We start from the raw sequence: 25,340 nt of genomic DNA, 5'->3' as shown, positions 1-25,340 counted from the left end.
TCTCCCCGTCGTGCGACGGGGAGAGCCGGACAGGCGCTCTACTTCGGCGAACCAACCGTCACCCGAAGCGGCCCGAGACGTAGTCCTCGGTGGCCTTCTCGGCGGGCGACGAGAAGATCGTCGCCGTGTCGTTCATCTCGATGAGCTTGCCAGGCTTGCCGGTGCCCGCGATGTTGAAGAACGCCGTCCGGTCGCTCACGCGCGCGGCCTGCTGCATGTTGTGCGTGACGATGACGATCGTGTAGTCCTTCTTGAGCTCCTGGATGAGGTCCTCGATCGCCAGCGTGGAGATCGGGTCCAGGGCCGAGCACGGCTCGTCCATGAGCACCACCTGCGGCTTCACCGCGATGGCGCGGGCGATGCAGAGCCGCTGCTGCTGCCCGCCCGACAGGCCGGAGCCCGGACGCTCGAGGCGGTCCTTGACCTCGTTCCACAGGTTGGCGCCGCGCAGGGACGACTCGACCATGTCGTCGGCGTCGGACTTGGAGATCCGCTTGTTGTTGAGCTTCACGCCCGCCAGCACGTTGTCCCTGATGGACATCGTGGGGAACGGGTTCGGGCGCTGGAACACCATGCCCACGGTGCGGCGCACGGCCACCGGGTCGACGTCGTCGCCGTAGAGGTCGACGCCCTCCAGCTCCACGGAGCCCTCCACACGGGCGCCCGGGATCACCTCGTGCATGCGGTTCAGGGTGCGCAGGAACGTCGACTTGCCGCAGCCCGACGGGCCGATGAAGGCCGTCACGGACTTGGGGTCGATCGTCATGGAGACACCCTCCACGGCGAGGAAGTCGCTGTAGTAGATGTTCAGGTCGGTCACGTCGATGCGCTGTGCCATCGGATCATTCCTTCGTGTGAGCTGCGGCTGAGGCGGGTCTGCGCGTCAGCGCAGCTTCGGGGAGAACCACCGGGTCACGAGGCGCCCGATGAGGTTGAGGAGCATGACGATGATGATCAGCAGGAGCGCGGCAGCCCAGGCCCGGTCGAAGTTGATGTTCACCAAGCAGTCAATCGCATCCTCGCGGCACGGCACGGGGCCCTGCCGGTACTGGCTGAAGATGTACACGGGCAGCGTCATCATGCGGCCGTCGAACGGGTTGAAGTTGATCGAGTCCGAAACGCCGGCGGTGATGAGGATCGGGGCCGTCTCGCCGATCACGCGGGCGATCGAGAGCAGCACACCCGTCGTGATGCCGGCGACGGAGGTTCGGAGCACCACCTTGACGACGGTCAGCCACTTCGGCACGCCCAGCGCGTAGGACGCCTCCCGCAGCTCGTTCGGGACGAGCTTGAGCATCTCCTCGCAGGAGCGCACGACCACGGGGATCATCAGCACGCTCAGGGCGACCGCCGCGATGATCCCGAGCTTGGCACCCGGGCCGAGGAAGATCGTGAACAGCGCGAACGCGAACAGACCCGCGACGATCGACGGGATGCCGGTCATGACGTCGACGAAGAACGTCGTGGCCCGCGCCAGCGCCCCGCGCCCGTACTCGACGAGATAGATGGCGACCAGCAGGCCGATCGGCACCGAGATGACCGTCGCGCACAGCGTGATCATCAGCGTGCCGACGGCGGCGTGGTAGGCGCCGCCCATGTCCATGCCGCCGAACACGCCGCGCATCGACGTGAACAGGAAGTCGCTGTTGAACCGCTCCGCGCCGCGCAGGGCGACGGTCCACAGCAGCGACACGAGCGGGATGACGGCCAGTACGAAGGCGCCCCAGATCAGCACGGTCATCGCCATGTCGGTGCGCTTGCGCCCGACGTGCGGCGCGGTCAGGAGGGCGCGCGTGCGCTCGGCGGAGCTGGTGTCGTCCGCGGTCGGAGTCGTGGCGCTCATCAGTTGGCTCCCGAGAATTCCTTGCGCCGCGCCACGATCGCGCGGGCGGCCATGTTGACGACCATGGTGATGACGAACAGCGACAGGCCGGTCGCGATGAGCACGTTCACCTCAAGGCCACTGGCCTCGGCGAACCGCGACGCGATGAACGCGGCGATGGTCTGCTGCTGGCCGGAGTCGAAGATCTGGAACGAGAAGAGCAGACCGGGCGACAGGATCATGAGCACGGCCATCGTCTCGCCCAAGGCCCGGCCCAGGCCGAGCATCGCGGCGGAGATCACGCCGGAGCGGCCGAACGGCAGCACGGCGGTGCGGACCATCTCCCACCGGGTGGCGCCGAGCGCGAGCGCCGCCTCCTCGTGCAGCTTGGGGGTCTGCAGGAAGACCTCACGCGAGACCGCGGTGATGATCGGCAGGATCATGACGGCGAGCACCACCGACGCGGTCGCGAGGGACCGGCCGGTGTTCGTCACGTTCACGGTCCAGAACGGCAGGAAGTCCAGCACGCCACCGAGCCACACCCAGAAGTCGCTGATGACGGGTGCGAGCGTCCGGGCGCCCCACAGGCCGAACACCACCGACGGGATCGCGGCGAGCAGGTCGATGATGTAGCCGATCACCGACGCCGCCCGGCGGGGCGCGTAGTGCGAGATGAACAGCGCGATGCCGATCGCCACGGGCGTCGCGAGCAGCAGCGCCATGGCCGAGGCGAGCAGCGTGCCGAAGACGAGCGGACCGACGAGGTCCCACAGCGAGTCCATGCCATCAGGCAGGCCGCCGTCCTTGGTGAGCTCCTCGGGCGACGCTGTCAGCGCCGGCAGGCCGCGCACGATCAGGAACAGTGCGACGGCCGCAAGGACCAGCAGTAGGAGCGCTCCGGACCCGGTGGCGATCCACCGGAACACCCGGCTGAATCCGCGCTCGGTATCAGCGCTGTTGCTTCGCCTGGCGCTCCGCCGCGCCCGGCTGGGCGGTGCTGCCGGCGGGCTGTCGGTCGTGGTCACAAGAGCTCCTCGATGCTCGTCGCTCGGTGTGGGGGATGGTGGCTGACACGGCTGTGCCGGTGACCGGACCTGCACGGCGCCCAGGACGCCGCCGGTCCGGCCACCGGCCGGAGGTCAAACCGCTTGATCAGCCGACCGTGATCGAGTCGATCGCGGCAGCGACCTTCTCGGCCGTGCCTGCGGAGATCGGCGCGCTGCCCGCGGCGTCGGCCGCGGCCTGCTGGCCCTCCTCCGACGCCTGGTAGGCGAGGAACGCCTTGACGAAGTTACCAGCCGCCTCGTCCTTGTAGTTCGTGCAGGCGATCGCGTAGGACACCAGCACGAGCGGGTAGGTGTCCGCGTCGGTCAGGGTGCGGTCGACCTCCACCGCGAAGTCGTGCTCGGCACGGCCCTCGACGAGCGGCGAAGCGTCGACGACGGCGGCCGCGCCCTCGGGCGAGTGCTGCACCCACTCCTCGCCGACCTTGATGGCACCGGTGCCCAGCGTGCCGATCTTGGAGGCGTCGGCGTAGGTGACGGCACCCTCGGTGTCGGTCACGACGCCGATCACGCCGGACGTGCCCTCGGCGGAGTCGCCGCCCTTGAGCGGCCAGACGCTGTCCGCCTCGTTCGTCCAGCCCTTGGGGGCCGTCGCCTCGAGGTACTGGGTGAAGTTCTTGGTGGTGCCCGAGTCGTCGGAGCGGTGCACCGGCGTGACGGCCAGGTCCGGGAGCTCGACGTCGGGGTTGTCGGCGGCGATCTCGTCGTCGTTCCACTTCTTGATGGTGCCGTTGAAGATGTCGGCGATGACCTCGGGGGCGAGGTTGAGGGCGTCGACGTCGGGCAGGTTGAAGGTCACGGCGATCGGGCTCACGTAGACCGGCAGGTCGATCGCGCCGTCGGGGCCGCAGACCTCCTTCGAGGCCTCGAGCTCGTCGTCGTCGAGCGCCGAGTCCGAGCCGGCCCACTGCAAGCCACCGGCGAGGAACTGCTCGCGGCCGGCACCGGAGCCGGCCGGGTCGTAGTTGATCGTGACGTCCGGGTTGGCGCTCTGGAAGCCGGCGACCCAGGCGTCCATGGCGGACTCCTGGGCGGACGAGCCAGCACCGGCGTAGTCACCGGACAGGGCTGCCGCCTCGTCGGTCGGCGCGGTCTCGTTACCGGTCGTCGGGTCTGACCCGCAGGCGGCGAGGCTCAGCGCGAGCGCGCCCACCATGACAGCGGAGCCAACGCGGGGGAATCGGCTGATCTTCACTGGTAGTTCCATCCTGTTCAAGTCGTACGCGCGGCGAGCGCCGCGGCGTCAGTCGGGACGCTAGGGAGTGGGGATGACCTGATTCCCAGGTCTAGGTAAACGGAAGGTGAACAAGCCATCACGGAGGGGGTGATCCGCAACACGCGCACCATGGCATTGCCTGAGATTCCTCACCCGTCAGGCTCCTCGGGGTTGCCGGGCCGCGCCCGCGGGCTGCCCGGCCGCCTCGTCCTCCGGGCGGTCCTGGGTCAGGTAGATGGACTTCGCCGCCTCAGCGATCCACTGCTGGAGGTCGGTCGAGATGACCGCGCTGCCCGCCGCGGCGGCCGCGCGCTCCTGCCCCTCGGGAGAGGCCACGTACCCGACGAACTCCTTGACGAAGTTGCCCTTCGCCTTGTCCTCGTACCGCGAGCACACGACCAGGTAGGAGACGAGCACCATCGGATAGGCGAACGGCTTGTCGATCTTCCGGTCGAGCACGAACGCGAGGTCGTGCTCGTAGCGGTTCTCGATCCGGGGCGACACGTCGACGACGGCGGCAGCGGCGTCCGAGCTGTAGGGCACGTACTCGTCGCCCACCTTGATGGCCGCGCGCCCGAGGCCGGTGGTCGCCGAGGCGTCCGCGTAGGTGACGCCGCCCGGCGTCGAGCGGACGGTCTCGGTCACACCGCTCGTGCCGTCCGCGGCGAACCCCTCGGGGAGCGGCCACAGGCCGTCGGGGTCGTACGGCCACGCCTGGGGAGCCGTCGCGTGCAGGTAGTCGGTGAAGTTGGCGGTGGTACCCGAGTCGTCGGACCGGTGCACCGGCGTGATCTCCAGCGCGGGCAGCTGCGCCGTGGGATTGGCCACGACGATCGCCGGGTCGTCCCACCGGGTGATCTCCCCCGTGAAGATGCGTGCGATCAGGTCCGAGGACAAGTTCAGCCGGTCGACGCCCTCCACGTTGAAGGCCACCGCGATCGGGCTGATGTAGACGGGCAGGTCGATGGCGTTGCCGCCGTCGCACGCCGGCCCGGACGCGGCCATCTCCTCGTCGCTGAGCGCGACGTCGGAGGCGCCGAACGCCGTCTTGCCCGTGAGGAAGGACTCGCGGCCATCGCCGGAACCGGCGGGGTCGTAGCTCACCGCCGCGTCCGGGTGCTGCTCCTGGAACCCGCTGATCCAGGCCTCCATCGCGGTCCCCTGAGCGCTGGAACCGACCCCGCGGAACTTACCGACGACGGTGGGCTCCGGGTCGGCGCTCGGGTCGTCCTCCGCCGCGAAGCCCGGCAGCCCGGCCGCGCCGCAGCCTGCGAGCAGCAGCACGAGGGCGCCTGCGGTGGCAGCGGAGACAAGGCGGGTGTAAGGGGAGGTGGTCACGGTTCGCGAAACTACTCACGAGCGCCGTCCCGTGAGCAAACACCGGGTGAACGGAAGGTGACCAGCGTCGCGGTTGACCCGTGACCTGCGACACGCGGCGGGCGCGCGTCCGGCGGGCCGTGTCCGGCGCACGCCCGTCCGGCGCACGCCCGCTCGCCTCACCCCTCGTCGTCGGCCAGCTTGTAGCCCAGGCCGCGCACCGTGAGCAGGTGCTTCGGCGTGCCGGGGTCCGGCTCGATCTTCGACCGGATGCGCTTCACGTGGACGTCGAGCGTCTTGGTGTCGCCCACGTAGTCGGCGCCCCAGACGCGGTCGATGAGCTGGCCGCGGGTCAGGACCCGGCCCGCGTTCCGCATCAGCAGCTCGAGCAGGTCGAACTCCTTGAGCGGCAGCGCGACGCTCTCCCCGGAGACGGCGACGGTGTGCCGCTCCACGTCCATCCGGACCGGCCCGACCTCGAGCACGCCGTCCTCGTCGTGCTCCGCCGAGTCGTGGGGCTGACGGCGGCGCAGCACCGCCCGCACGCGGGCGAGCAGCTCGCGGTACGAGTAGGGCTTGGTCACGTAGTCGTCGGCCCCGAGCTCCAGGCCCACCACCTTGTCGATCTCGGAGTCCTTCGCGGTCAGCATGATGACCGGCACGTCGCCGCGCGCCCGCAGCTCGCGGCACACCTCCGTGCCGGACAGCCCGGGCAGCATCAGGTCGAGCAGCACCAGGTCCGCCCCCTCCGCGTCGTACGCAGCGAGCGCCGAGTTGCCGTCGGCGGCCTCGACCACCTCGAAACCCTCGCGGGTCAGCTGGTACGTCAGCGGGTCCCGGTACGACTCCTCGTCCTCTACCACCAGGATGCGCGTCACGCACCTACCTCCTCGTTCTTCGTGGCCCCGTTGTCCGTGGCCTTGTGCCGGCCCTGCTTGTCCTTCTTGTCCTGCCGCCCTGCGCCCTCGTGTGGGGCGTCGGCCGGGTCACCCCGGTCCGTACCCTCATCATCCTGCCCCGAGCTCTCTCGGACGACGCCCACGAGCGGCGGCGGCGTGACCTTGCCGTTGCGGCTCCCGCTGTCGGGCCGGTCCGCGGACGGGATGCGCAGCGTGAAGGTGGAACCCCGTCCGGGCTCGGACCACATGGTGACGTCGCCGCCGTGGTCGGCGGCCACGTGCTTGACGATGCTCAGGCCCAGGCCGGTTCCCCCTGTGTCGCGCGAGCGCGCGGGATCCACCCGGTAGAACCGCTCGAAGACGCGGTCCTGAGCGTCCTCGGCGATCCCGACGCCCTGGTCGACGACGGCGATCTCGACCAGGCCGGCCCGCTCGCTCACCCCGACGCCCACGCGGCTGGCGGGCCCGGAGTAGGCGACGGCGTTGTCCACCAGGTTGCGGACCGCGGTGACCAGGAGGTTGTGGTCGCCGTAGACCTCGGTGTCCAGGTCGCCGCCCATCGTGATCGCTATGTTCTTGGACTGCGCGGTGGTGCGTGCGCGGTCGACCGCCTCCTCCACGACCTCGCGGATCGGGACGGGGGTCAGCTTCGGCACCGCGCCGGCGCCCTGCAGGCGCGACAGCTCGATGATCTCCTGCACCAGCGCGGACAGCCGGACCGCCTCGCGCTGCATCCGCTCGGTGAACCGGCGGACGGCGACCGGGTCGTCCGCGGCGTCGGCCACCGTCTCGGCCAGGAGCGCGAGCGCGCCGACCGGCGTCTTCAGCTCGTGGGACACGTTGACCACGAAGTCGCGGCGGATCGCCTCGACGCGTCGCGCCTCCGTACGGTCCTCCGCGAGCACCAGGACCCGGTCGAGGCCGAGCGGCGCCACGCGCACCTGCAGCAGCACCGTGCCCTGGCCCACGGGGCCGCGGGCCAGCTCCAGCTCCTGCTCGCGGATGACGCCGTCGCGCCGCACCAGGGCCACCAGGTCAGTGATCGCGGGGTGCACGAGGGCGTCGTTGCGCACGACGCCGAGCGCGTAGGCGGGCGGCGAGGCGCGGATCACCTCGTCCTCGCCGTCGAGCACGACGGCGGCGGAGCGCAGCACCGAGAGCACGCGGACGAGGCCCGCGTCGAGCTCGTCGGGTTCGGCCTGGGGAAGGGCATGCTGGTGCCGGTCGGAGATGCGGAACGCCACGGTGGCGAGCACGCCGACGATCACGCCGAGAATTCCGGCGGCCAGCACCGGTACCCCGGAGATGATTCCGTCCACGCCTCCAGGGTAGGTCGACGTTTCAACCGCAGGTCGACGTCGGCGGGCGCCGGGAGAATCGTGTCGCCTACTGTTCATGTCGGGGAGGAACAGCGTTAACCTCCCGGTACAGCGCGACGTCGAACCTTGGCGGGTGCGGGCGGTAGCTGTGCCGTGCGTCGTGCCGGGAACTGTCCGGGCGACCGGCCCGGCCGTGCGTCGGCCCCTGCCCGCCTTGCGGCGGCGCTGCAGCGGACGCGAACCGTCCGCGCGCCCCGAGTGCGAGAGGAAACCGATGCGACAGATCTTCGAAGCTGAGCTCCAGCAGGTCGGAGACGACCTGACCGAGATGAGCAGGCTCGTCGAGTCCGCCATCACCCGTGCCGGCACGGCGCTGCTGGAGGCCGACCTTCAGCTCGCACAGGAGGTGATCGCCTCCGACAAGACCATCGACGCCATCGAGGACTCCCTCGACGAGCGGTGCGTGCACCTGCTCGCGCAGCAGGCGCCGGTCGCCACCGACCTCCGGATCGTGGTGAGCGCCCTGCGGATGAGCGCCTCCCTGGAGCGCATGGGCGACCTTGCCCGGCATGTGGCCCAGGTGGCGCGCGGGCGCTACCCGGCACACGCGATAGTGCCGGAGGCGGAGGACACCTTCGCGAAGATGCACGCCGCCGCCGTCCGCGTGGCCCAGCGGACCACCAGGCTGCTGGCGACGCGTGACCTCACGGTGGCCGAGGCGATCGAGCGCGACGACGACATCATCGACGAGCTGCACCAGGAGACGTTCAACAAGCTCCTGGCGCCGGAGTGGCAGGGCACCGTCCAGGAGGCCGTCGACGTGACCCTCGTCGGCCGCTACTACGAGCGGTTCGGCGACCACGGCGTCTCGGTGGCCCGCCGCGTGACGTTCCTGGTCACGGGTGACTTCCCGGACGTGTGACACCTGGGACGGCGAAGTAGAGCGCCTGTCCGACTCTCCCTGGCCCACGCCGGGGAGAATCGGACAGGCGCTCTACTTCGCCGTCCCAGGTGTCAGCGGCCCTGGTTGGCTACCGCGGCGATCGCGTCCTTCGCGGCCTCCGGGTCCAGGTAGGTGCCGCCCGGCTTCAGCGGGGTGAGGGTCTCCTCGTCCAGCTCGTAGACCAGCGGGATGCCCGTCGGGATGTTCAGGCCGGCGATGGCCTCGTCGGAGACGCCGTCGAGGTGCTTCACCAGAGCGCGCAGCGAGTTGCCGTGGGCGGCGACCAGCACCGTCTTGCCGGACCGGAGGTCGGGCACGATCTCGCTCTCCCAGTACGGCAGCGCGCGCTCGAGCACGAACTTGAGCGCCTCCGTGCGGACCACGGGGGCGTCGGCGTAGCGGGGGTCGGCGTCCTGGCTGAACTCGGAGCCCAGCTCGATCTCGGGCGGCGGCACGTCGTAGGAGCGGCGCCAGAGCATGAACTGCTCCTCGCCGAACTCCTCGAGCGTCTGCTTCTTGTCCTTGCCCTGCAGCGCGCCGTAGTGGCGCTCGTTGAGGCGCCAGCTGCGCTTGACCGGGATCCAGTGCCGGTCGGCGACGTCGAGCGCCAGGTTCGCCGTCATGATCGCGCGGCGCAGCAGCGACGTGTGCAGGATGTCCGGGTCCACGCCGGCCTCCTTGAGGAGCGCGCCACCGCGCTTGGCCTCCTCGACGCCCTTCTCGGAGAGGGCGACATCCACCCAGCCGGTGAACAGGTTCTTCGCGTTCCACTCGCTCTCGCCGTGGCGGAGCAGCACGAGGGTGTAGGTCATGTCCCCCATCCTGCCGCACTCTCCCCGTGGGTCTCGCATGCGGCTGGTGCCGGTCCCAGACCCTGGACAGGCCGGCCCCGTGCGCGGGCGTCTACCGCGCGGCGTGGTACTTGCGGGCCTGTTCGTAGACGGTCAGGATCTCGTCCGCCGCGCGGTCCCAGCCGAACCTGGCGGCCGAGGCAAGGGCACCGGCGGCCAGGCGGGCCCTGAGCTCGTCGTCGTCCAGGAGGCTCTTGAGGACCAGGGCCCAGCTCTCGGGCTCGTGGTCGGGCACCAGGACGCCGGAGACGCCGTCCTGGACCACGGTGCGCAGCCCGCCCACCGCTGCCGCGACCACCGGCGTGCCCGCGGCCTGGGCCTCGGCCGCCACCAGGCCGAACGACTCGCTGTGGGACGGCACCGCCACCAGGTCGGCCGCCCGGAAGTAGTCGGCCAGCGTCTGCTGCGGGACCGGGGGCCGCACCCGCACGTGCGCGGCCACGCCCTCCTGGTAGGCGAGCGCCTCCAGCTCGCGGACCGCCGTCGGCCGCCCGGAGGCGCCGCCCAGGACCACGAGCAGGGGCGGCTGACCGCCCGCCTGCGACCAGATCGGCTCCCCCAGCGCCCGCACCAGCACGTCCGGCCCCTTGAGCAGCTGCACGCGCCCCGCGAACAGCACGACCTTCCGGTCCGCCGGGAGCCCGAGCCGCTCGCGCAGCTCGGCGCGCTGCTCCGCCCGCAGCCGGGCCCGCTCCGCCGGATCGCCGTCCCCGGGCTCTGGCAGCGGGGAGAACACCTCGAGGTCCACGCCCGGCTGCACCACGTGCACCCGGTCGGCGTCGGCGTGATAGTCGCGCACCAGGTCGGCGGCCTCCTGGTCGGTGTTCGCGACCAGGGCGTCGGACTCGGCGACCACCTGCTCCTCGCCGATGACCCGGCCGTGCGGCTCGGGGGCGTCGCCCGGGGCCAGGGAGGCGTTCTTCACGCGCGCCATGGTGTGCATGGTGTGCACCAGCGGCACGTCCCAGCGCTCGGCCGCGAGCCAGCCCACCTGGCCCGACAGCCAGTAGTGGGTGTGCAGCACGTCGTACCAGCCCTCGGGGCGGTGCGCCTCGGCGCGCAGCACGCCCGCCGCGAACGCGCAGAGCTGGCCTGGCAGGTCGTTCTTGTCCAGGCCCTCGTACGGCCCCGCGGACACGTGGATCACGCGGATGCCCGGCTCGGCGTCGGTCACCTTGGGCTGGGCCGACGACGTCGCCCGCGTGTAGATCTCCACCTGCGCCCCGCGCCGGGCCAACGCCCGGGACAGCTCCAACACGTACACGTTCATGCCGCCCGCATCGCCCGTGCCGGGCTGCTCCAGCGGCGAGGTGTGCACGGAGACCATCGCGATCCGGAGCGGGCGGGAGCCGTCCGGTTCGGCGAGGTCGGGAGGCGGGCTGTCGCGCATCACGCCACCAGGACGCACGCGGGCACGGGCAGCTCCAGTCGGTCCGTGACCTCGCCCTTGCCCGACGCGCGGTCGAGGCGGACCGAGATCAGCTCGTCGGTGTTCTGTGCGGCGACGACCACGACGCCGCCGTCGGCCAGGACCGCGTGGTGGCGCGGCCACGCGCCCGCGCCGAGGTCGACGTCGGAGACATTCTCGATGACCAGGTGCCCGACGACCCCGGGGCCGTCTCCGGGGCCGTCGGCCGAGGCGGCGGCGTCACGCACGCGGAGCACCGACAGGACGTCCGGGCCGCGCACACCCACGTGCACGAGGTCGCCGGCGACGGTGATGTGCGAGGGGAACCCAGCGGCGCCGTCGGCCATGGTGCGCCCGGTGATCGCCACGGAGCCGACGTGCTCCAGCCGGCCGGGCCCGGCGTGCACCAGGACGTGCAGGCGGCAGTCGAGCTCGCCGACGACGAGGATCGTGCCGTCGGGCAGCTCGACCAGGTGACGCGGTCCCGTACCGGGCGGCAGGACGGCGGCCGTCCGGCCGCCCGACGACTCCGGGTCGTCCGCCGGGCCGGACCCGTCCAACGGGTACGTGCGCAGCTCGTCGGTGCCGAGGTCGGCCACCAGGACACGGTCGCCCCACACGTGCGTGAAGTGGGCGTGCGGCCCTTCCTGCCGGTCCTCGACCGGGCCCGACCCGGCGTGCGGGAACGTGCGCGGCGCCCGGAGCCCGCCGTCGTCCGCCAGCGGCACGACGGCGGCAACGCCGTCGGTGTAGTTCGCCACCCAGGCCACGGTCTCGGTGGCCACGACGTGGCACGGGCCGGAACCGCCCGAGGCGGCGGCCGACGCCGGGGAGAGCGTGCCGGCGTCGGACACGCGGAAGGACGTCAGCCTCCCGGGCTCGCGCTCGGTCACCGCAAGGAGCGTGCGCCCCGTGGGGTCCAGCGCCAGGAACGACGGCGAGGCCGCCTGCACGACGAGCTCCCCGCCCGCGAACTTCCCGTTCGGGCCGATGCCGACGCGCCAGATGCCCTCACCGGTGCCCGGGGCTTCCCCCGCCGTCGGATAGGTACCGATCCAGAGGGCAGCGGTAGGGATACTCATGCGGCCAGCCTAATTCCGCCGGGCCCATGCTCCGGCCGGAAACGCACGACGCCCCGGCCGCCCCTCCGAAAAGGGGCGCCGGGGCGCACTGTGTCGTGCCGGCGACCGCGTCAGCCGTTGGCCTTCGCGTATGCCTCCTGGACCTCGGCCGCGATACGGCCGCGGTCGCTCACGGTGTAGCCGTTGGCCTTGGCCCATTCGCGGACCGCCGCCGTGTCGCTGCCGGAACGGGACCGACGCGTCGTGGCGGTACGTGCGACAGGCGACTTCACCTTGCGCGCGTGGCCGACCCACGAAGCGAGCGCGTCACGCAGCTGAGCCGCGTGCTCTCCACTGAGGTCGATCTCGTAGGAGACACCGTCGAGGCCGAAGTTCACGGTCTCGTCGGCGGCACCGCCACTGATGTCGTCCTCGAGAATGAGCTGAACCTTCTGAACCATACGGGTACTTCCTTCCGCGCCACATTTTCCGGGGTTAGTTCGTGAGCATGCCTCACTCAATATTGACATGTCAATAATGGGCACGTGGACCGCTCACGAGAACTTCACCCGGAGACAGTGAAGTGCGGGGGATTTGGTCCGGAAGGTCAGCAGGGATAACCTCGGCGGCGCAGATCAGCGCGAAGGGGAATTCCCCGTGTTTTCTGCTGCCGAAGCCATGGCCTCGCGGTCCATTCGATCGAGCGCCTCACGCTCGTGACGGTCCGCGCGAAGGATCTTGCGCATCGAAAACCAGAACAACAGGCCGACGCCCACCGAGGGCGTGAGCCCGGCGAGCACCGCAAGCGTCGTATCCATCACAAGATCCTCACAAACTCGTCTGCGCGGTTCATATTTCTCAGGCCTGCGGCTTCACCAGCGGGAAAAGGATGGTCTCGCGGATCCCCTGGCCCGTCAGCGCCATGAGCAGGCGGTCGATGCCCATGCCCATTCCGCCCGAAGGGGGCATCGCGAATTCCATCGCGGTCAGGAAATCCTCGTCCAGCAGCATGGCCTCGTCGTCGCCGGCCGCGGCCATCCTGGCCTGCGCCTCGAAGCGCTGGCGCTGGATCACGGGGTCGACCAGCTCGGAATAGCCGGTAGCCAGCTCGAAGCCCCGGATGTACAGGTCCCACTTCTCGACCTGTCCCTTTTCCGTGCGGTGGTCCCGCGTGAGGGGCGAAGTCTCGACGGGAAAGTCCCGGACGAACGTCGGCGCCGACAGGTGGTCGCCCACCCGGTGCTCCCAGAGCGACTCGACGAGCTTTCCGTGATTGAGGATCTTCTTGTTGCCGACCTCGACATCGAGGCGGCCGGCGATCTTCTCGAGCTCCTCGACCGAGGTGTCACCGGTGATCTCCTCGCCCAGGCTTTCGGAGAGCGAGTCGTACATCCGCAGGTTTGCCCATTCCCCGCCCAGCTCGTACTCAGAACCGTCCGCAAGAGTGACGAGCGTGGTGCCGAGAGCGTCCTGCGCCGCCGTCTGCACCAGATCCTTGGTGAGAGCGCCGATGGTGTTGTAATCCCCGTAGGCCTCGTACGCCTCGAGCATGGCGAACTCCGGCGAGTGCGACGAGTCGGCGCCCTCGTTACGGAAGTTCCGGTTGATCTCGAAAACCTTCTCGACGCCTCCGACGACAGCCTTCTTCAGGAAGATCTCGGGCGCGATGCGCAGGAAGAGCTCCAGATCGTACGCATTCATGTGCGTCGAGAAAGGCCGCGCGGTAGCGCCCGAGGCAATCGTCTGCAGCATCGGGGTCTCGACCTCGAGAAAGCTGCGGCGGTGGAAGTTCTCGCGCAAAGAACGCACCACACCGGCGCGCAGGCGCGCCATGTCGCGCGCGGCGGGGCGCGCGATGAGGTCCACGTAGCGCTGCCGGACGCGCGCCTCCTCGGAGAGGTCCTTGTGCAGGACGGGCAGCGGGCGCAGCGCCTTCGCCGCCATCTGCCACTCGTCCGCGAAGATGCTCAGCTCGCCGCGCCGCGACGAGCCGACGCGGCCGTGCAGGAAGAGGTGGTCGCCCAGGTCGACGTCGGTCTTGAAGGCCGCGAGCGCCTCCTCGCCGAGCACGGCGAGGCTCAGCATGCCCTGGAGGCGGTTGCCCTCGCCGTCCTGCAGCGTGACGAAGCAGAGCTTGCCGCCGATGCGGATGAACACCACGCGGCCGGCGACGCCGACGACGTCGTCGGTCTCCTGGCCTGCCTCGAGGTGTCCGTACGCGGAGCGCACCTCGGCGACGGTGTGGGTGACGGGGACGGTGACCGGGTAGGCCTCGATGCCGCGCGCCAGCAGGCGCTCACGCTTCTCGCGCCGGACCCGCAGCTGCTCGGGCAGGTCGTCGGTCGGCGGGGTCGCGGCATTCTCGGCGGCGGAGTTCTCGGTCACGGATGCGATTCTATCCGCGCGACAAGCTCATACTTCCCGCTGTGACACACGGGTCAGGGGCGGAGGTCCAGGGCTAGGTCCAGGATTCCGGCGCTGTGGGTGAGGGCGCCCACCGAGAGGTAGTCCACGCCCGTGGTCGCCACCTTGCGCGCCTTGTCGAGCGTCAGGTTGCCGGTGGCCTCCAGCTCGACGTGCGCGGGGACGCCGTCGTGCCCCTCCCGCTCGCGGACGGCGGCGACGGTCTCGGCGAGGAGCCCGGGCTCCATGTTGTCGAGCAGCAGGAAGTCCGCGCCCGAGGCCAGGGCCTCCAGGGCCTGGGCGGTCGTGTCGGCCTCGACCTGGATCTGCACGCCGGGGAACGTCTCGCGGACGGCGCGGATCGCCGCGGCGACCGACCCGGCGGCGACGACGTGGTTGTCCTTGACCATGGCGACGTCGTACAGGCCCATGCGCTTGTTGGTGCCGCCGCCGGCCCGCACGGCGTACTTCTGCAGGGCGCGCAGACCCGGCGTCGTCTTGCGGGTGTCGAGCACCCGCGCACCCGTGCCGGCCAGCTCGCGCGCGAAGGCGCGGGTCGCCGTCGCGACGCCCGAGGCGCGGCTCGCCAGGTTGAGCAGGGTCCGCTCGGCCACGAGCAGCACCTGGGTGCGGCCGGTCAGGACCGCCAGGACCCGGCCCGCGGTCACAGCATCGCCGTCCTGCGCGTGGAAGGCGACGCCCGGGGCCTCCAGGCCGAGGCGGGCCGCTACCTGGTCCAGTACCTCCTGCACCACGACCAGGCCCGCGACGACGCCGTCCTCGCGCGCCACCAGCTCGGCCACCCCCGTGGCGGACGGCGGGATGGTCGCCTGCGAGGTGACGTCCCGGCCGGGCGCGGCGCCGAGGTCCTCGTCGAGCGCGACCGCGACGGTGCGGGCGATCCAGGCGGGGTCGAGCCCAGGGGTGACCGTGGAGGGGGTGTCGAAGACGGGCAGAGTGCTCACGCGCCCACGGTATCCGGCGGGTCGGGCGGGGCGGCGTCGTCGACCATGTCCTGGAGCGTGCGCTCCGAGTCCGCGAGGTAGCGGTTCAGGTCGGCCGCGGCGCCGTCGGCGTCCCCCGCGAGGAACCGGCGCAGCAGGGCGGCGTTGCGGTCCACGAAGCCGTCGAAGAAGGAGCCGTTGTCGCCCAGGAGGCCGAACGACAGGCGCAGCTCGGCGGAGAGGTTCGCGTGCACGCGGTCGAGGCGCGGGCTGCCCGCGAGCGCCACGATGCCCGAGTGGAACCGCATGTTGGCGGCGGCGATGTCGCGCCAGTCGCCGCCGAGCCGCGCGGCGAGGGCGGAGTCGACGGCGTCGCGCATGATGCGGGCCCCCGGATGGGCCGGGTCGCCCGCGGCGAGCACCGGGACCTCGATGAGCCGCCGCACGCGGTAGATGTCGACGATGTCGGCGAGGGTGGGGCGAGCCACGGCGACGCCCGCGTTGGGGCGGCGGACCAGGAGGCCCTCGTGAGCCAGGATCCGGAAGGCCTCGCGCAGGGTGTTGCGGGACACGTCGAGCGACTCGCTCACCGACTGCTCGGAGAGTCGCTGACCGGGCATCAGCCGCCCGGTGACGATGAGCTCGCGGATGGCGTCCGCGCTGCGCTCGGCCCGGTCCGCTGTCACTCCCCCATCCTACGGACCGCGGTGGGTCGCCACCGACCGTAGGGGTTCGTTGAACAATCTGACAGAGCCGGGCGCGTAAACATCTCGTATCCCGGCCTATGCCCCAGCACTGGAGCCGTGCCATGATCGACAAGGTCCTGCAATGCGGATGAAACAACCGAGCGACACGATCCTGACTGTTGAACAATCCGGCCGCACCACAACGACCAGGAGGACGCCATGTCCGACACCAGCCACGAGTCCGCCGCCCCGCCCGCCGAGGCCCCGCCCGGCGAAGCAGCGCCCGCCGAAGCGCCCTCGGGCACCCCGCCCGGCCGGGTCCGGCGGTTCGCCTCCGCGCGCAGCCGCTCCCTGCTGGGCGCGCTCTTCCTCATGGCGACGTCCGCCATCGGCCCCGGCTTCATCACCCAGACCGCCACCTTCACCCAGCAGCTCGGCGCCGCCTTCGCGTTCGGCATCCTCGTCTCGATCCTGCTGGACCTCGCCGTCCAGATGAACGTGTGGCGCATGATCACGCTGACCGGCAAGCGCGCGAGCGTCCTGGCCAACGAGGCCTTGCCCGGCAGCGGCTACGTGCTCGCCGTGCTCATCGTCCTCGGCGGCCTCGTCTTCAACATCGGCAACACCGCCGGCGCGGGCCTGGGCCTGAACGCCCTGTTCGGCGTCGACCCCCGGCTGGGCGGGGCGATCAGCGCCGTCATCGCGATCGCGATCTTCCTCGCCAAGCGCGCCGGAGCCGTCGTCGACCGCGTGGTGATCGTCGCCGGCGTCGTGATGATCCTGCTCACCGTGATCGTCGCGATCCTGTCGGGCCCGCCCGTCGGCGAGGCGCTGAAGCAGACCGTGCTGCCCGACACCATCGACTTCGCCACGATCACCACGATCGTGGGCGGCACCGTCGGCGGATACATCACCTATGCCGGCGCGCACAAGCTGCTCGACTCCGGCACCGCGGGCCCCGAGCACGTGCGCGAGGTCAACCGGGCCGCCGTCAGCGGCATCCTCGTCACCGGCCTCATGCGGTACGTGCTGTTCCTGGCGATCCTCGGCGTCGTCGCCTCCGGCGTCGTGCTGGACGTCGCCGGCAACCCCGGTGCCGACGCGTTCTCCGCCGCCGCCGGCGAGGCCGGCCTGCGCATCTTCGGCGCGGTGTTCTGGATCGCGGCGATCACCAGCGTCATCGGCGCCGCCTACACGTCCGTCTCGTTCCTGCCGGTGTTCTCGGCCAGGATCACGGGCCGGGCCGCCGACCTGTGGACCGTCGGCTTCATCGTCGTCTCGCTGGCCGTCTACCTGGCGATCGGCACCGCGCCGGCCACCCTGCTGGTATTCGTGGGCGGCGTGAACGGCCTCATCCTGCCCATCGGGCTGACCCTGTTCATGTATATCGGCTGGTTCCGCAGCTCGCTGCTGGGCGGCGTGCGGTACCCGAGGTGGCTCCTGGTGGTCGGAACGCTGGCCGCCGTGGTCACCTGGTACATGGCGGTCAACGCGGTAGGCCCGATCTTCGACCTGCTCGCCGCCTGAGCCCCCGGCTCGGCACCTCGCACCATCGAAAGGACACACGCACCATGAGCGCCGTCGACCTGAACAGCGACCTCGGCGAGGGCTTCGGCCGCTGGAGCCTCGGCGACGACGAGCAGATGCTCGGCATCGTCTCGAGCGCCAACGTCGCCTGCGGCTTCCACGCCGGCGACCCGGCGTCGATCCGCCGCACCGTGCGGTCGGCCGTGGCGCACGGCGTCACGATCGGCGCGCACGTCGGCTACCGCGACCTCGCAGGGTTCGGCCGCCGCGACATGGACGTCCCCGACGACGAGCTCGAGGCCGACGTCGTCTATCAGATCGGGGCGCTCCGGGGCCTGGCGGACGCCGAGGGCGGCGTCGTCACCTATGTGAAGCCGCACGGCGCGCTGTACAACACGGCGCAGGTCGACGGGCGGGTGGCCCGGGCGGTGGCGGCGGCAGTCGCCGCCGTCGACCCGGGGCTCGTGCTGCTCGGCCTGCCCGGCAGCGTGGCCCTCGCCGCGGCGTCCGACGCCGGGCTCGCGACCGCCACCGAGGCGTTCGCGGACCGCGCGTACACGCCCGAGGGCCGCCTGGTCTCGCGGCGCGAGCCGGGCTCCGTGCTGCACGACGCCGACGACGTCGCCCGCCGCATGCTCCGCCTCGTCACCGAGGGTGTCGTGACGGCGGTGGACGGGTCCGACGTCACCGTGCACGCCGACTCCGTGTGCGTGCACGGCGACTCCCCCGGCGCCGTCGCCATGGCCCGGCGGATCCGCGAGGTGTTCGACGCCGAGGGCATCGCGCTCGCGGCGTTCGCCCCGGCGGCGGGCAGCGGCTCCGCAGCGTGATCCGGGTACTGAAGGCGCGCGACGACGCTCTCCTGGTCGAGCTCGACGACCTGGACCAGGCGGTCGCGCTGTACGAGTCCCTCCGGTCCGACCCGGTGCGCGGCGTCGGCGTGCCCGTACCGGGCGCGCGAACGCTGCTCGTGCCGTTCCGGCCCTCGGCGATCACGGCGCAGGCCCTGGCCGCCGAGCTCCGGGCGCGGCCGCTGGAGCGCCGCGCTCGGGATGCGGCGCGCACCGTCGAGATCCCCGTCCTGTATGACGGCGCCGACCTCGCCGAGGCGGCCGAGCTGCTCGGCTGGAGCCCCGACGAGCTGGTGCGGCGACACACCGCCGCCACGTGGACGGTCGGGTTCGTCGGGTTCGCGCCCGGGTTCGCCTACATGACAAGCGACGACGCCGCGCTGGTGGTCCCCCGCCGCGCCAGCCCACGGACCCGCGTGCCGGCCGGGTCGGTGGCGCTCGCCGGCCCGTACAGCGGCGTCTACCCGCGGGAGAGCCCCGGCGGCTGGCAGCTCGTGGGCCGCACCGACGCGCCCGTCTGGGACGTGACGCGCGAGCGACCAGCGCTGCTGCAACCGGGCGACCAGGTCCGCTTCGTCGCGGTCCGCGAGCTGGCGGGGGACGGATCGGCGGGTGCGACGACGGACCCGGTACCGACGACCGCGCCAACGGCAAAGACCGTAGGGACAGGGGCAGCAGCCGCGAAGGTCCGCCCCGACCACGCACTTGGGCATGCTTCTCCGCTCGAAACCATGCCTGATCGCTTGGTTGAGCCGGGCCTTCCCGAGTCGGCGGTCCCCGGGGCCGACGTCGGTCGCGGGGCGCTCGAGGTGGTCAGCGCCGGGGTGCAGGCGCTGGTCCAAGACCTCGGGCGACCCGGGTCCGAGGGAGCGGGCGTCTCGGCGTCCGGAGCCCTGGACCGGCCGAGCCTGCGCGCGGCCAACCGCGCCGTCGGCAACCCGTCCGGCGCTGCGGCCATCGAGTCCGTCGGCGGCCTGCGGCTGCGCGCCCACGGCCCGCACGTCCTCGCCGTGACGGGGGCGGTCGGCGACGTCGTGGTGCGGCCGGGCGTGGCCCGACCGGGCGACAGCGCCGCGGACGGCGAGGTCGCGGACGGCGGTGGACCTGGCGGCGGTGGTGCACCCGGCAGCGGCGAGCCGAGTGCCGCCGAACCGGCGCGCCCCGACCGCCGTCCGCGGCCGGGCGAGCCCTTCGCGCTGGACGACGGCGACGAGCTGCGCCTCGCGCCGCCCGCCCGGGGCGTGCGCGCCTACGTGGCGGTGCGCGGCGGGATCGACGTGCCGCCCGTGCTGGGCAGCCGCGCCTCCGACGTGCTGGCCGGGCTGGGGCCGGACCCGCTCGGGTCCGGCGACCTGCTGCCCGTCGGCGTCCCGGAGCGGGGCGTCCCTGCGGCCTGGCCGTCCGGTCCGGCCGGCCCGTCCAGCTCGGGGGCCACGGTGCATCCGGGCGACGCGCCGCCGTCGGGCAGCCCTGTGGACAACCTGCCGGCGCCCGGCGAGGTGACCGTGCTCCCGATCGTGCTGGGGCCGCGCGACGACTGGTTCGACGCCGCGGCGATCGCGCGCCTGACCGGCCAGGACTGGCTGGTGACCCCGCGCTCCAACCGGATCGGGCTGCGGCTGGACGGCGAACCCCTCGCCCGGGTCGCGGAACGGGACGGCGCCGAGCTGCCCAGCGAGGGCTGCATGACCGGCGCCATCCAGGTGCCGCCGGACGGGCTGCCCGTCCTCTTCCTCGCCGACCATCCCCTGACCGGCGGGTATCCAGTGATCGGGGCGGTCGTCGCCGACCACGTGCCGCTCGCCGGTCAGCTCCCCGCGGGCGCGCGTGTCCGCTTCACCATCCAGAACCACCCAGGAGGCACCCCATGATCCGCACCGTGCTCGTCGCGAACCGAGGCGAGATAGCGGTCCGCGTCATCCGCGCGTGCGCGGACCTGGGGATCCGCTCCGTCGCTGTGTACGCGGACGGCGACGCCGACGCCCCGCACGTCCGCCTCGCCGACGAGGCCTGGTCGCTGGACGGCCGCACCGCCGCCGAGACGTACCTGTCGGTCGAGAAGCTGCTCGACGTCGCCCGCCGGTCCGGCGCGGACGCCGTCCACCCCGGGTACGGCTTCCTCTCCGAGCGCCCCGCGGCGGCGCGGGCCGTCGAGGAGGCGGGGCTCGTGTGGGTGGGGCCGACGTCGGCCACGATCGAGCTGCTCGGCGACAAGATCGCCGCGCGCGACCTGGCCCGGACGGTCGGCGCGCCCCTGGTGCCCGGATCGGACGGCCCGGTGCCCGACGCCGCCGCCGCGCTCGCCTTCGCCGAGGAGCACGGGCTGCCGCTGGCCATCAAGGCGGCGCACGGCGGGGGCGGGCGCGGCATGCGCGTGGCCCGGACCCTGGAGGAGGTGCCCGAGCTGTTCGAGGCCGCGCGGCGCGAGGCGGCGGCGGCGTTCGGGCACGGCGAGTGCTTCGTCGAACGGTTCCTGGAGCGGCCCCGGCACGTGGAGGCGCAGGTCATCGCTGACGACCACGGGCATGTGGTCGTGGCGGGCACGCGGGACTGCTCGCTGCAGCGCCGCAACCAGAAGCTGGTCGAGGAGGCGCCGGCGCCGTTCCTCAGCACCGCGGTGCGCAAGCGGATCCACGAGTCCGCGCGGGACCTGTGCGCCGCCGCCGGATACCGCGGCGCGGGGACCGTGGAGTTCCTGCTCGGCGCAGACGGCACGTGCTCGTTCCTGGAGGTCAACACGCGGCTCCAGGTGGAGCACCCCGTCACGGAGGAGACCACCGGGCTGGACCTCGTGGTCGAGCAGCTCCGCGTGGCGAGCGGCCTGCCGCTGTCCGTGACCGAGGACCCCGCCCCACACGGGCACGCCATCGAGCTGCGGCTCAACGCCGAGGACCCGGCGCGCGGGTTCCTGCCCGGGCCGGGGCGCATCGAGCGGTTCGTCCCGCCCTCGGGTCCGGGCGTGCGGGTCGACGCCGGGGTCGAGTCCGGCTCCGTGATCCCCGGCGAGTTCGACTCGCTGTTCGCCAAGATCGTCGTGTGGGGGCCCACCCGCGAGGCCGCGCTCGCCCGCGCCAGGCGCGCCGTGGCCGAGACGGTGGTCGAGGGCGTGCCCACGGTGCTGCCGTTCCACCGCGCGGTGCTCGACGACCCGGCGTTCACAGGGTCGGCGGACGGGTCCGGCTTCGCCGTCCACACCCAGTGGATAGAGACGGAGCTCCTGGCGTCGATCGACCCGCAGGCCCTCGCCGCGCCGGTGGTCGAGCCCGGGGTCGTGGAGACCTGGGTCGAGATCGACGGGCGACGGCACCGGGTGCGCACGCCGGGCGGGATCGGGTTCGCCGGCCTGGGGGCTGGGCCCGGCGTCGGAGGCACGACGGCGGGGGGCGCGCCTCCGACGTCCGGCACCGGGACGGACGCAGGGCGGGTCCCGCTGCGCCCGGCGATGCCCGGCACCCTGGTGCGCTGGCTCGTGGCCGACGGCGAGACCGTGGCCGACGGCCAGCCCGTCGCCGTCGTCGAGGCGATGAAGATGGAGACGCAGCTCGTGGCGGAGGCCGCTGGAACCCTGGAGCACTCGGCGGAGGAGGGCACCCCGGTCACGGCGGGCGACCCCATCGGCTACGTGGTGCGGTAGTCCCACTACCTGACCTACGTTCAGCAGGTCAAGGAGGGCCATAATCCGCGACTACGTGGCGCTCTTTGGCCTGCTGAACGTGAGTCAGCCCGGTCAGCGCGCCTGCAGGACCCCGGCGCTCGGAGACCGACGAGGCCCTTCGCCTTGGCCGCGGCGCCGAACCGCAAGTTGCGCTCGGCGCCAGGGCTCACGATCAGGTTGCGGGTCGGCCCCGGATCCTGATCGACCCGGGCTCACTGCACCGTGAGGACCCCGTCGTCGTCCAGCCAGACCTGGATGCGGCGCTTCCAGGCGTCGTCCGGCTTCGGGAAGTCCGTGCGGTAGTGGCCGCCGCGGGTCTCCTCGCGCAGCCACGCCGCGCGGGTCAGCGCCCGGGCGACCATGTGCACGTTGGTGGTCTCCCACTCGGCGGCCTGCGGCTCGGCCATGACCTCGGCCGCCAGGTGGGCGTCGGCGCGGACGGCGCCGAGCCGCTCGTCGACCTCGGCCAGCGAGCGCGCCGACCGGATCACGCCCGACCCGGCGGAAGTGACCTTCTGGATCCGCGACCGGGCGGCGGCCGCGACCAGCGCGGACCCGCCGGGGCGCTCGGCCGGCTCCCCCGGCTTGAGCTCGCCCGCGTCGAACCGCGCCGCGACGTCCCGCGCAGCGCGGGAGGCGAACACGATGCCCTCGAGCAGCGAGTTCGACGCGAGCCGGTTCGCCCCGTGCACGCCCGTGCACGCGACCTCGCCGACGGCGTAGAGCCCGTCCACCGACGACCGCCCGTCGAGGTCGGTCACCACGCCGCCCGAGTGGTAGTGCTGCGCCGGGGCCACGGGCACCGGCTCCTCCGACCAGTCGATTCCGGCCTCCAGCAGCCGCGCGTTGATCGTGGGGAACCGCGTGCGGAGGAACTCGCGGCCCAGGTGGCGGGCGTCGAGCAGCACGTTGTCGGCCCCGGTGGCCGCCATCTGGCGCACTATCGCGTGCGCGACGACGTCCCGCGGCGCCAGCTCCGCCATCTCGTGCACGGCGGGCATGAACCGGTGCCCGTCGACGTCGAGCAGCAGCGCGCCTTCGCCTCGCACGGCCTCCGAGATCAGGGGGAGCTGCCCCTTGGCGCCCGAGCCGAGCCACAGGACCGTCGGGTGGAACTGCACGAACTCCAGGTCGCCCAGCACCGCGCCCGCCCGCAGCGCGGCGGCGATGCCGTCGCCCGTCGCGCCGGCCGGGTTGGTGGAGGACCGGAAGACCTGCCCGATCCCGCCCGTGGCCAGCACGACGGCGGGGGCCAGCACGGCGCCGACGCCGTCCCGCGAGCCCGCGCCCCGCACGTGCAGGGTCACTCCGCACGCGCGCCGCCTCGTTGATCGAGCCTGTCGAGATGCGGACCCGGTCTCGACCCGCGGTTCCTGAGCCTGTCGAAGGGCGACCAGCGAGGGCTCGGTCGTCAGCACGTCCAGGACCAGGGCGTTCTCCACGACCTCGATGCCCGGGTCGTGCCGGACCGCCTCGATCTGCGCGACCAGCGCCCGGGAGATCTCCGCGCCCGTGGCGTCGCCGCCGGCGTGCGCGATGCGGTCGGCGCGGTGGCCGCCCTCGCGGGTGAGCGCGATGTCGCCGTCGGCCGCCTTGTCGAAGACCGCCCCGCGCGCCACGAGCTCGCGCACGCGCGCCGGGCCCTCGGTGACCAGCACCTGCACGGCCTCCGGGTCGGACAGCCCGCCGCCCGCGGCCAGCGTGTCCGCGAGGTGCGCCTCGGGCGAGTCGGTCGGGTCGAGCGCGGCGGCGATGCCGCCCTGCGCCCACACCGTCGAGCCCGACGGGAGCCGGCCCTTCGTCACGAGCAGCACCCGCGGCACGCGCGTGCGCAGCTCGAGCGCCGCCGTCAGGCCCGCGATGCCCGAGCCGACGACTATCGCGTCGGCCTCGGCGGTCCAGCCGGGCGCCGGGGCGGCGAGCGAGCGTGCGAGGCGTGGTCCCGGTCCGGGAGTGGGGCTCACGCGCGGCCCGACGCCGTGCGCACCAGGCCGGCCTGCTGGAACGGCTCGATCGCGAGGCCGCTCTCCTGAAGTCCGTACCCGTCCGGCACGTGGCCGGGCTCGTCGTTGATCTCGACTATGCGGTTCGTCTCGTCGACGAACACGACGTTCGGCAGGAAGGTCCGCGCGTCGTGGTCCGCGAGCATGCCGTAGGCGATCAGGATGACGACGTCGCCCGGGCTGACCAGGTGGGCGGCCGCGCCGTTGATGCAGATCTGGCCCGAGCCGGGCTCGCCGGGGATGACGTAGGTGGTCAGCCGGGCGCCGTTGGTCACGTCGACGACGTCGACCTGCTGGCCGGGGACCAGGTCCGCGGCGTCGAGCAGGTCGGCGTCCACGGTGATGGACCCGACATAGTGCAGGTCCGCCTGCGTCACGGTGGCGCGGTGGATCTTCGCGATCATCATCGGCCGCTGCAGCGACGCGGGGCGGCCGACGGGCGGGCGGTGCGGGGTAGAGCTCATGGCGTTACCTCTGGTCTGGCGAGACCTCGACGGCCTGGTTGTCGATCAGGCGGGTGCTACCCACCCGTGCGGCCACGAGCAGCAGCGCATGGCCGGAGTAGTCGTCGGCGACCGCGTCCACGGTCACCGGATCGACGAGCGCGAGGTAGTCGACCACGACGCCGTCGGCCTCGTCCAGCACTTGCCGCGCGGCGTTGATCACACCCGCCGGGCCGCCGTCCGCGGCCGCCGCTCCCGCGCGCAGCGCGCGGGACAGGGCGAGGGCCCGCTCCCGCTCGTCCGCGGACAGGTACGCGTTGCGCGAGGACATGGCCAGCCCGTCGTGCTCGCGCACCGTGGTCACGCCCACCACCTCGACCGACACCTCCAGGTCGCGCACCATGCGACGCACGGCCAGGAGCTGCTGGGCGTCCTTCTCGCCGAACAGCGCGACGTCGGGCCGCACCAGGTGCAGCAGCTTGAGCACCACGGTGAGCACGCCGTCCAGGTGCCCGGGGCGGTGCTCGCCCTCGAGCACGTCGCCGATGTGCCCGGCGGAGACGCGCACCACGGGGTCGCCGTCGGGGTAGACGACGTCGGGCGTGGGCGCGAACACGACGTCCGCGCCGACGCCGGCGAGCTTGGCCACGTCGCCGTCCAGGTCGCGCGGATAGCTGTCGAGGTCCTCGCCCGCGCCGAACTGCAGCGGGTTCACGAAGATCGTGACGATCACCTGGCCGTTCGGGCCCGCCTCCTCGCGCGCGCGGCGCACCAGCTCCAGGTGCCCGTCGTGCAGCGCGCCCATCGTCATGACGACTGCGCGCTTGGCGGGGCCCGTGTCGGGCCCGGACGGCTCCAGGGGCCCGGCGAGGGCCCAGCGCATCTGCGCGTCGCGCAGCTCGGAGCGAGTGCTGACCACCAGCGGGGC

23 protein-coding genes are annotated in these 25,340 nt (G+C 72.4%); 5 read left to right on the top strand and 18 right to left on the bottom strand.

All coding sequences use genetic code 11. The annotated features are described in order from the left end of the window. Nucleotides 1–58: 58 nt before the first annotated feature. From pstB to ACFT2C_RS22715, 7 genes are all read right to left on the bottom strand, one after another. On the bottom strand, nucleotides 59–838 hold the full coding sequence (gene pstB / locus ACFT2C_RS22745) for a phosphate ABC transporter ATP-binding protein PstB (protein ID WP_377209353.1): 780 nt from the start codon (nucleotides 836–838) through the stop codon (nucleotides 59–61). A 45-nt stretch (nucleotides 839–883) separates the two neighbouring features. Further along, on the bottom strand, nucleotides 884–1,843 hold the full coding sequence (gene pstA, locus ACFT2C_RS22740; RefSeq protein WP_377209352.1) for a phosphate ABC transporter permease PstA: 960 nt from the start codon (nucleotides 1,841–1,843) through the stop codon (nucleotides 884–886). Continuing rightward, nucleotides 1,843–2,847, bottom strand: coding sequence for a phosphate ABC transporter permease subunit PstC (pstC, locus tag ACFT2C_RS22735; RefSeq protein ID WP_377209351.1), 1,005 nt, complete (start codon nucleotides 2,845–2,847; stop codon nucleotides 1,843–1,845). The genes pstA and pstC overlap by 1 nt, the downstream gene beginning before the upstream one ends. 127 nt (nucleotides 2,848–2,974) lie before the next feature. Beyond that, nucleotides 2,975–4,081 (bottom strand): phosphate ABC transporter substrate-binding protein PstS, encoded by a 1,107-nt coding sequence (pstS, locus tag ACFT2C_RS22730; protein ID WP_377209350.1) that lies wholly within the window; start codon nucleotides 4,079–4,081, stop codon nucleotides 2,975–2,977. 177 nt (nucleotides 4,082–4,258) lie between these two features. Then, entirely contained in the window at nucleotides 4,259–5,440 is a 1,182-nt protein-coding gene (locus ACFT2C_RS22725; protein WP_377209349.1) for a phosphate ABC transporter substrate-binding protein PstS, read from the bottom strand. 158 nt (nucleotides 5,441–5,598) lie between these two features. Then, nucleotides 5,599–6,297 (bottom strand): response regulator transcription factor, encoded by a 699-nt coding sequence (locus ACFT2C_RS22720; protein ID WP_377209348.1) that lies wholly within the window; start codon nucleotides 6,295–6,297, stop codon nucleotides 5,599–5,601. After that, nucleotides 6,294–7,637 carry a sensor histidine kinase gene (locus ACFT2C_RS22715; RefSeq protein WP_377209347.1) on the bottom strand — a complete coding sequence of 448 codons (1,344 nt, stop codon included), beginning with the start codon at nucleotides 7,635–7,637 and terminating at the stop codon, nucleotides 6,294–6,296. The genes ACFT2C_RS22720 and ACFT2C_RS22715 overlap by 4 nt, the downstream gene beginning before the upstream one ends. Before the next feature lie 274 nt (nucleotides 7,638–7,911). On the opposite strand from ACFT2C_RS22715, the gene phoU reads away from it, so the two are divergent. Continuing rightward, on the top strand, nucleotides 7,912–8,559 hold the full coding sequence (gene phoU, locus ACFT2C_RS22710) for a phosphate signaling complex protein PhoU (RefSeq protein ID WP_377209346.1): 648 nt from the start codon (nucleotides 7,912–7,914) through the stop codon (nucleotides 8,557–8,559). A 92-nt stretch (nucleotides 8,560–8,651) separates the two neighbouring features. Here phoU and ACFT2C_RS22705 read toward each other — a convergent pair whose 3' ends face one another. The 8 genes from ACFT2C_RS22705 to ACFT2C_RS22670 form a co-directional block, all read right to left on the bottom strand. After that, nucleotides 8,652–9,392: a phosphoglyceromutase gene (locus ACFT2C_RS22705; protein WP_377209345.1), complete on the bottom strand. Its 741-nt coding sequence runs from the start codon at nucleotides 9,390–9,392 to the stop codon at nucleotides 8,652–8,654. Between the two features lie 91 nt (nucleotides 9,393–9,483). Next, nucleotides 9,484–10,821 (bottom strand): D-inositol-3-phosphate glycosyltransferase, encoded by a 1,338-nt coding sequence (mshA, locus tag ACFT2C_RS22700; protein ID WP_377209344.1) that lies wholly within the window; start codon nucleotides 10,819–10,821, stop codon nucleotides 9,484–9,486. Next, nucleotides 10,821–11,921 carry a lactonase family protein gene (locus tag ACFT2C_RS22695; protein WP_377209343.1) on the bottom strand — a complete coding sequence of 367 codons (1,101 nt, stop codon included), beginning with the start codon at nucleotides 11,919–11,921 and terminating at the stop codon, nucleotides 10,821–10,823. The genes mshA and ACFT2C_RS22695 overlap by 1 nt, the downstream gene beginning before the upstream one ends. A 110-nt stretch (nucleotides 11,922–12,031) precedes the next feature. Then, nucleotides 12,032–12,361 (bottom strand): Lsr2 family protein, encoded by a 330-nt coding sequence (locus ACFT2C_RS22690; RefSeq protein ID WP_377209342.1) that lies wholly within the window; start codon nucleotides 12,359–12,361, stop codon nucleotides 12,032–12,034. A 174-nt stretch (nucleotides 12,362–12,535) separates the two neighbouring features. Next, nucleotides 12,536–12,718 (bottom strand): hypothetical protein, encoded by a 183-nt coding sequence (locus ACFT2C_RS22685; protein WP_377209341.1) that lies wholly within the window; start codon nucleotides 12,716–12,718, stop codon nucleotides 12,536–12,538. 40 nt (nucleotides 12,719–12,758) lie between these two features. Next, nucleotides 12,759–14,285 carry a lysine--tRNA ligase gene (gene lysS, locus ACFT2C_RS22680; RefSeq protein ID WP_377209340.1) on the bottom strand — a complete coding sequence of 509 codons (1,527 nt, stop codon included), beginning with the start codon at nucleotides 14,283–14,285 and terminating at the stop codon, nucleotides 12,759–12,761. Between the two features lie 53 nt (nucleotides 14,286–14,338). Continuing rightward, a complete protein-coding gene (gene nadC, locus ACFT2C_RS22675; protein WP_377209339.1) occupies nucleotides 14,339–15,268 on the bottom strand; it encodes a carboxylating nicotinate-nucleotide diphosphorylase in 930 nt (309 codons plus the stop codon). Next, nucleotides 15,265–15,933: a GntR family transcriptional regulator gene (locus ACFT2C_RS22670; RefSeq protein WP_377209338.1), complete on the bottom strand. Its 669-nt coding sequence runs from the start codon at nucleotides 15,931–15,933 to the stop codon at nucleotides 15,265–15,267. The genes nadC and ACFT2C_RS22670 overlap by 4 nt, the downstream gene beginning before the upstream one ends. A 219-nt stretch (nucleotides 15,934–16,152) precedes the next feature. Between ACFT2C_RS22670 and ACFT2C_RS22665 the strand changes: the two genes are divergently transcribed. Genes ACFT2C_RS22665 through ACFT2C_RS22650 form a run of 4 tightly spaced genes read left to right on the top strand, consistent with a single transcriptional unit; the run spans nucleotide 16,153 to nucleotide 21,945 of the window. Then, nucleotides 16,153–17,460, top strand: a complete 1,308-nt coding sequence (locus ACFT2C_RS22665) for an NRAMP family divalent metal transporter (protein ID WP_377209337.1) — start codon at nucleotides 16,153–16,155, stop codon at nucleotides 17,458–17,460. Between the two features lie 44 nt (nucleotides 17,461–17,504). Continuing rightward, a complete protein-coding gene (locus ACFT2C_RS22660) occupies nucleotides 17,505–18,290 on the top strand; it encodes a LamB/YcsF family protein (protein ID WP_377209336.1) in 786 nt (261 codons plus the stop codon). After that, complete coding sequence (locus tag ACFT2C_RS22655) at nucleotides 18,287–20,182, top strand: carboxyltransferase domain-containing protein (protein ID WP_377209335.1); 1,896 nt, start codon at nucleotides 18,287–18,289, stop codon at nucleotides 20,180–20,182. The genes ACFT2C_RS22660 and ACFT2C_RS22655 overlap by 4 nt, the downstream gene beginning before the upstream one ends. Further along, nucleotides 20,179–21,945, top strand: a complete 1,767-nt coding sequence (locus tag ACFT2C_RS22650) for an acetyl/propionyl/methylcrotonyl-CoA carboxylase subunit alpha (RefSeq protein WP_377209334.1) — start codon at nucleotides 20,179–20,181, stop codon at nucleotides 21,943–21,945. Before ACFT2C_RS22655 ends, ACFT2C_RS22650 begins: the two co-directional genes overlap by 4 nt. A 233-nt stretch (nucleotides 21,946–22,178) precedes the next feature. Here ACFT2C_RS22650 and ACFT2C_RS22645 read toward each other — a convergent pair whose 3' ends face one another. From ACFT2C_RS22645 to panC, 3 genes are read right to left on the bottom strand one after another with little or no spacing between them, the layout of a single operon-like run. Next, nucleotides 22,179–23,930 carry an L-aspartate oxidase gene (locus ACFT2C_RS22645; protein WP_377209333.1) on the bottom strand — a complete coding sequence of 584 codons (1,752 nt, stop codon included), beginning with the start codon at nucleotides 23,928–23,930 and terminating at the stop codon, nucleotides 22,179–22,181. After that, nucleotides 23,927–24,433: an aspartate 1-decarboxylase gene (gene panD / locus ACFT2C_RS22640; protein ID WP_377209332.1), complete on the bottom strand. Its 507-nt coding sequence runs from the start codon at nucleotides 24,431–24,433 to the stop codon at nucleotides 23,927–23,929. Before panD ends, ACFT2C_RS22645 begins: the two co-directional genes overlap by 4 nt. A 4-nt stretch (nucleotides 24,434–24,437) precedes the next feature. Then, a complete protein-coding gene (gene panC, locus ACFT2C_RS22635; RefSeq protein ID WP_377209356.1) occupies nucleotides 24,438–25,295 on the bottom strand; it encodes a pantoate--beta-alanine ligase in 858 nt (285 codons plus the stop codon). Nucleotides 25,296–25,340 lie beyond the last annotated feature (45 nt).

The sequence above is a fragment of the Promicromonospora sp. NPDC057138 genome, from assembly GCF_042670845.1.
Classification (GTDB): domain Bacteria; phylum Actinomycetota; class Actinomycetes; order Actinomycetales; family Cellulomonadaceae; genus Promicromonospora.
This window is presented reverse-complemented; position numbering and strand designations above follow the sequence as displayed.

What these genes read in the sequence shown, in the direction of transcription:
- panD (WP_377209332.1), bottom strand. Translation starts at nt 24,433, where the DNA reads ATGAGCTCTACCCCGCACCGCCCGCCCGTCGGCCGCCCCGCGTCGCTG.
- mshA (WP_377209344.1), bottom strand. Translation starts at nt 10,821, where the DNA reads ATGCGCGACAGCCCGCCTCCCGACCTCGCCGAACCGGACGGCTCCCGC.
- ACFT2C_RS22695 (WP_377209343.1), bottom strand. Translation starts at nt 11,921, where the DNA reads ATGAGTATCCCTACCGCTGCCCTCTGGATCGGTACCTATCCGACGGCG.
- pstB (WP_377209353.1), bottom strand. Translation starts at nt 838, where the DNA reads ATGGCACAGCGCATCGACGTGACCGACCTGAACATCTACTACAGCGAC.
- ACFT2C_RS22690 (WP_377209342.1), bottom strand. Translation starts at nt 12,361, where the DNA reads ATGGTTCAGAAGGTTCAGCTCATTCTCGAGGACGACATCAGTGGCGGT.
- ACFT2C_RS22650 (WP_377209334.1), top strand. Translation starts at nt 20,179, where the DNA reads ATGATCCGCACCGTGCTCGTCGCGAACCGAGGCGAGATAGCGGTCCGC.
- ACFT2C_RS22660 (WP_377209336.1), top strand. Translation starts at nt 17,505, where the DNA reads ATGAGCGCCGTCGACCTGAACAGCGACCTCGGCGAGGGCTTCGGCCGC.
- panC (WP_377209356.1), bottom strand. Translation starts at nt 25,295, where the DNA reads ATGCGCTGGGCCCTCGCCGGGCCCCTGGAGCCGTCCGGGCCCGACACG.
- phoU (WP_377209346.1), top strand. Translation starts at nt 7,912, where the DNA reads ATGCGACAGATCTTCGAAGCTGAGCTCCAGCAGGTCGGAGACGACCTG.
- ACFT2C_RS22665 (WP_377209337.1), top strand. Translation starts at nt 16,153, where the DNA reads ATGTCCGACACCAGCCACGAGTCCGCCGCCCCGCCCGCCGAGGCCCCG.
- ACFT2C_RS22685 (WP_377209341.1), bottom strand. Translation starts at nt 12,718, where the DNA reads ATGGATACGACGCTTGCGGTGCTCGCCGGGCTCACGCCCTCGGTGGGC.
- pstA (WP_377209352.1), bottom strand. Translation starts at nt 1,843, where the DNA reads ATGAGCGCCACGACTCCGACCGCGGACGACACCAGCTCCGCCGAGCGC.
- ACFT2C_RS22705 (WP_377209345.1), bottom strand. Translation starts at nt 9,392, where the DNA reads ATGACCTACACCCTCGTGCTGCTCCGCCACGGCGAGAGCGAGTGGAAC.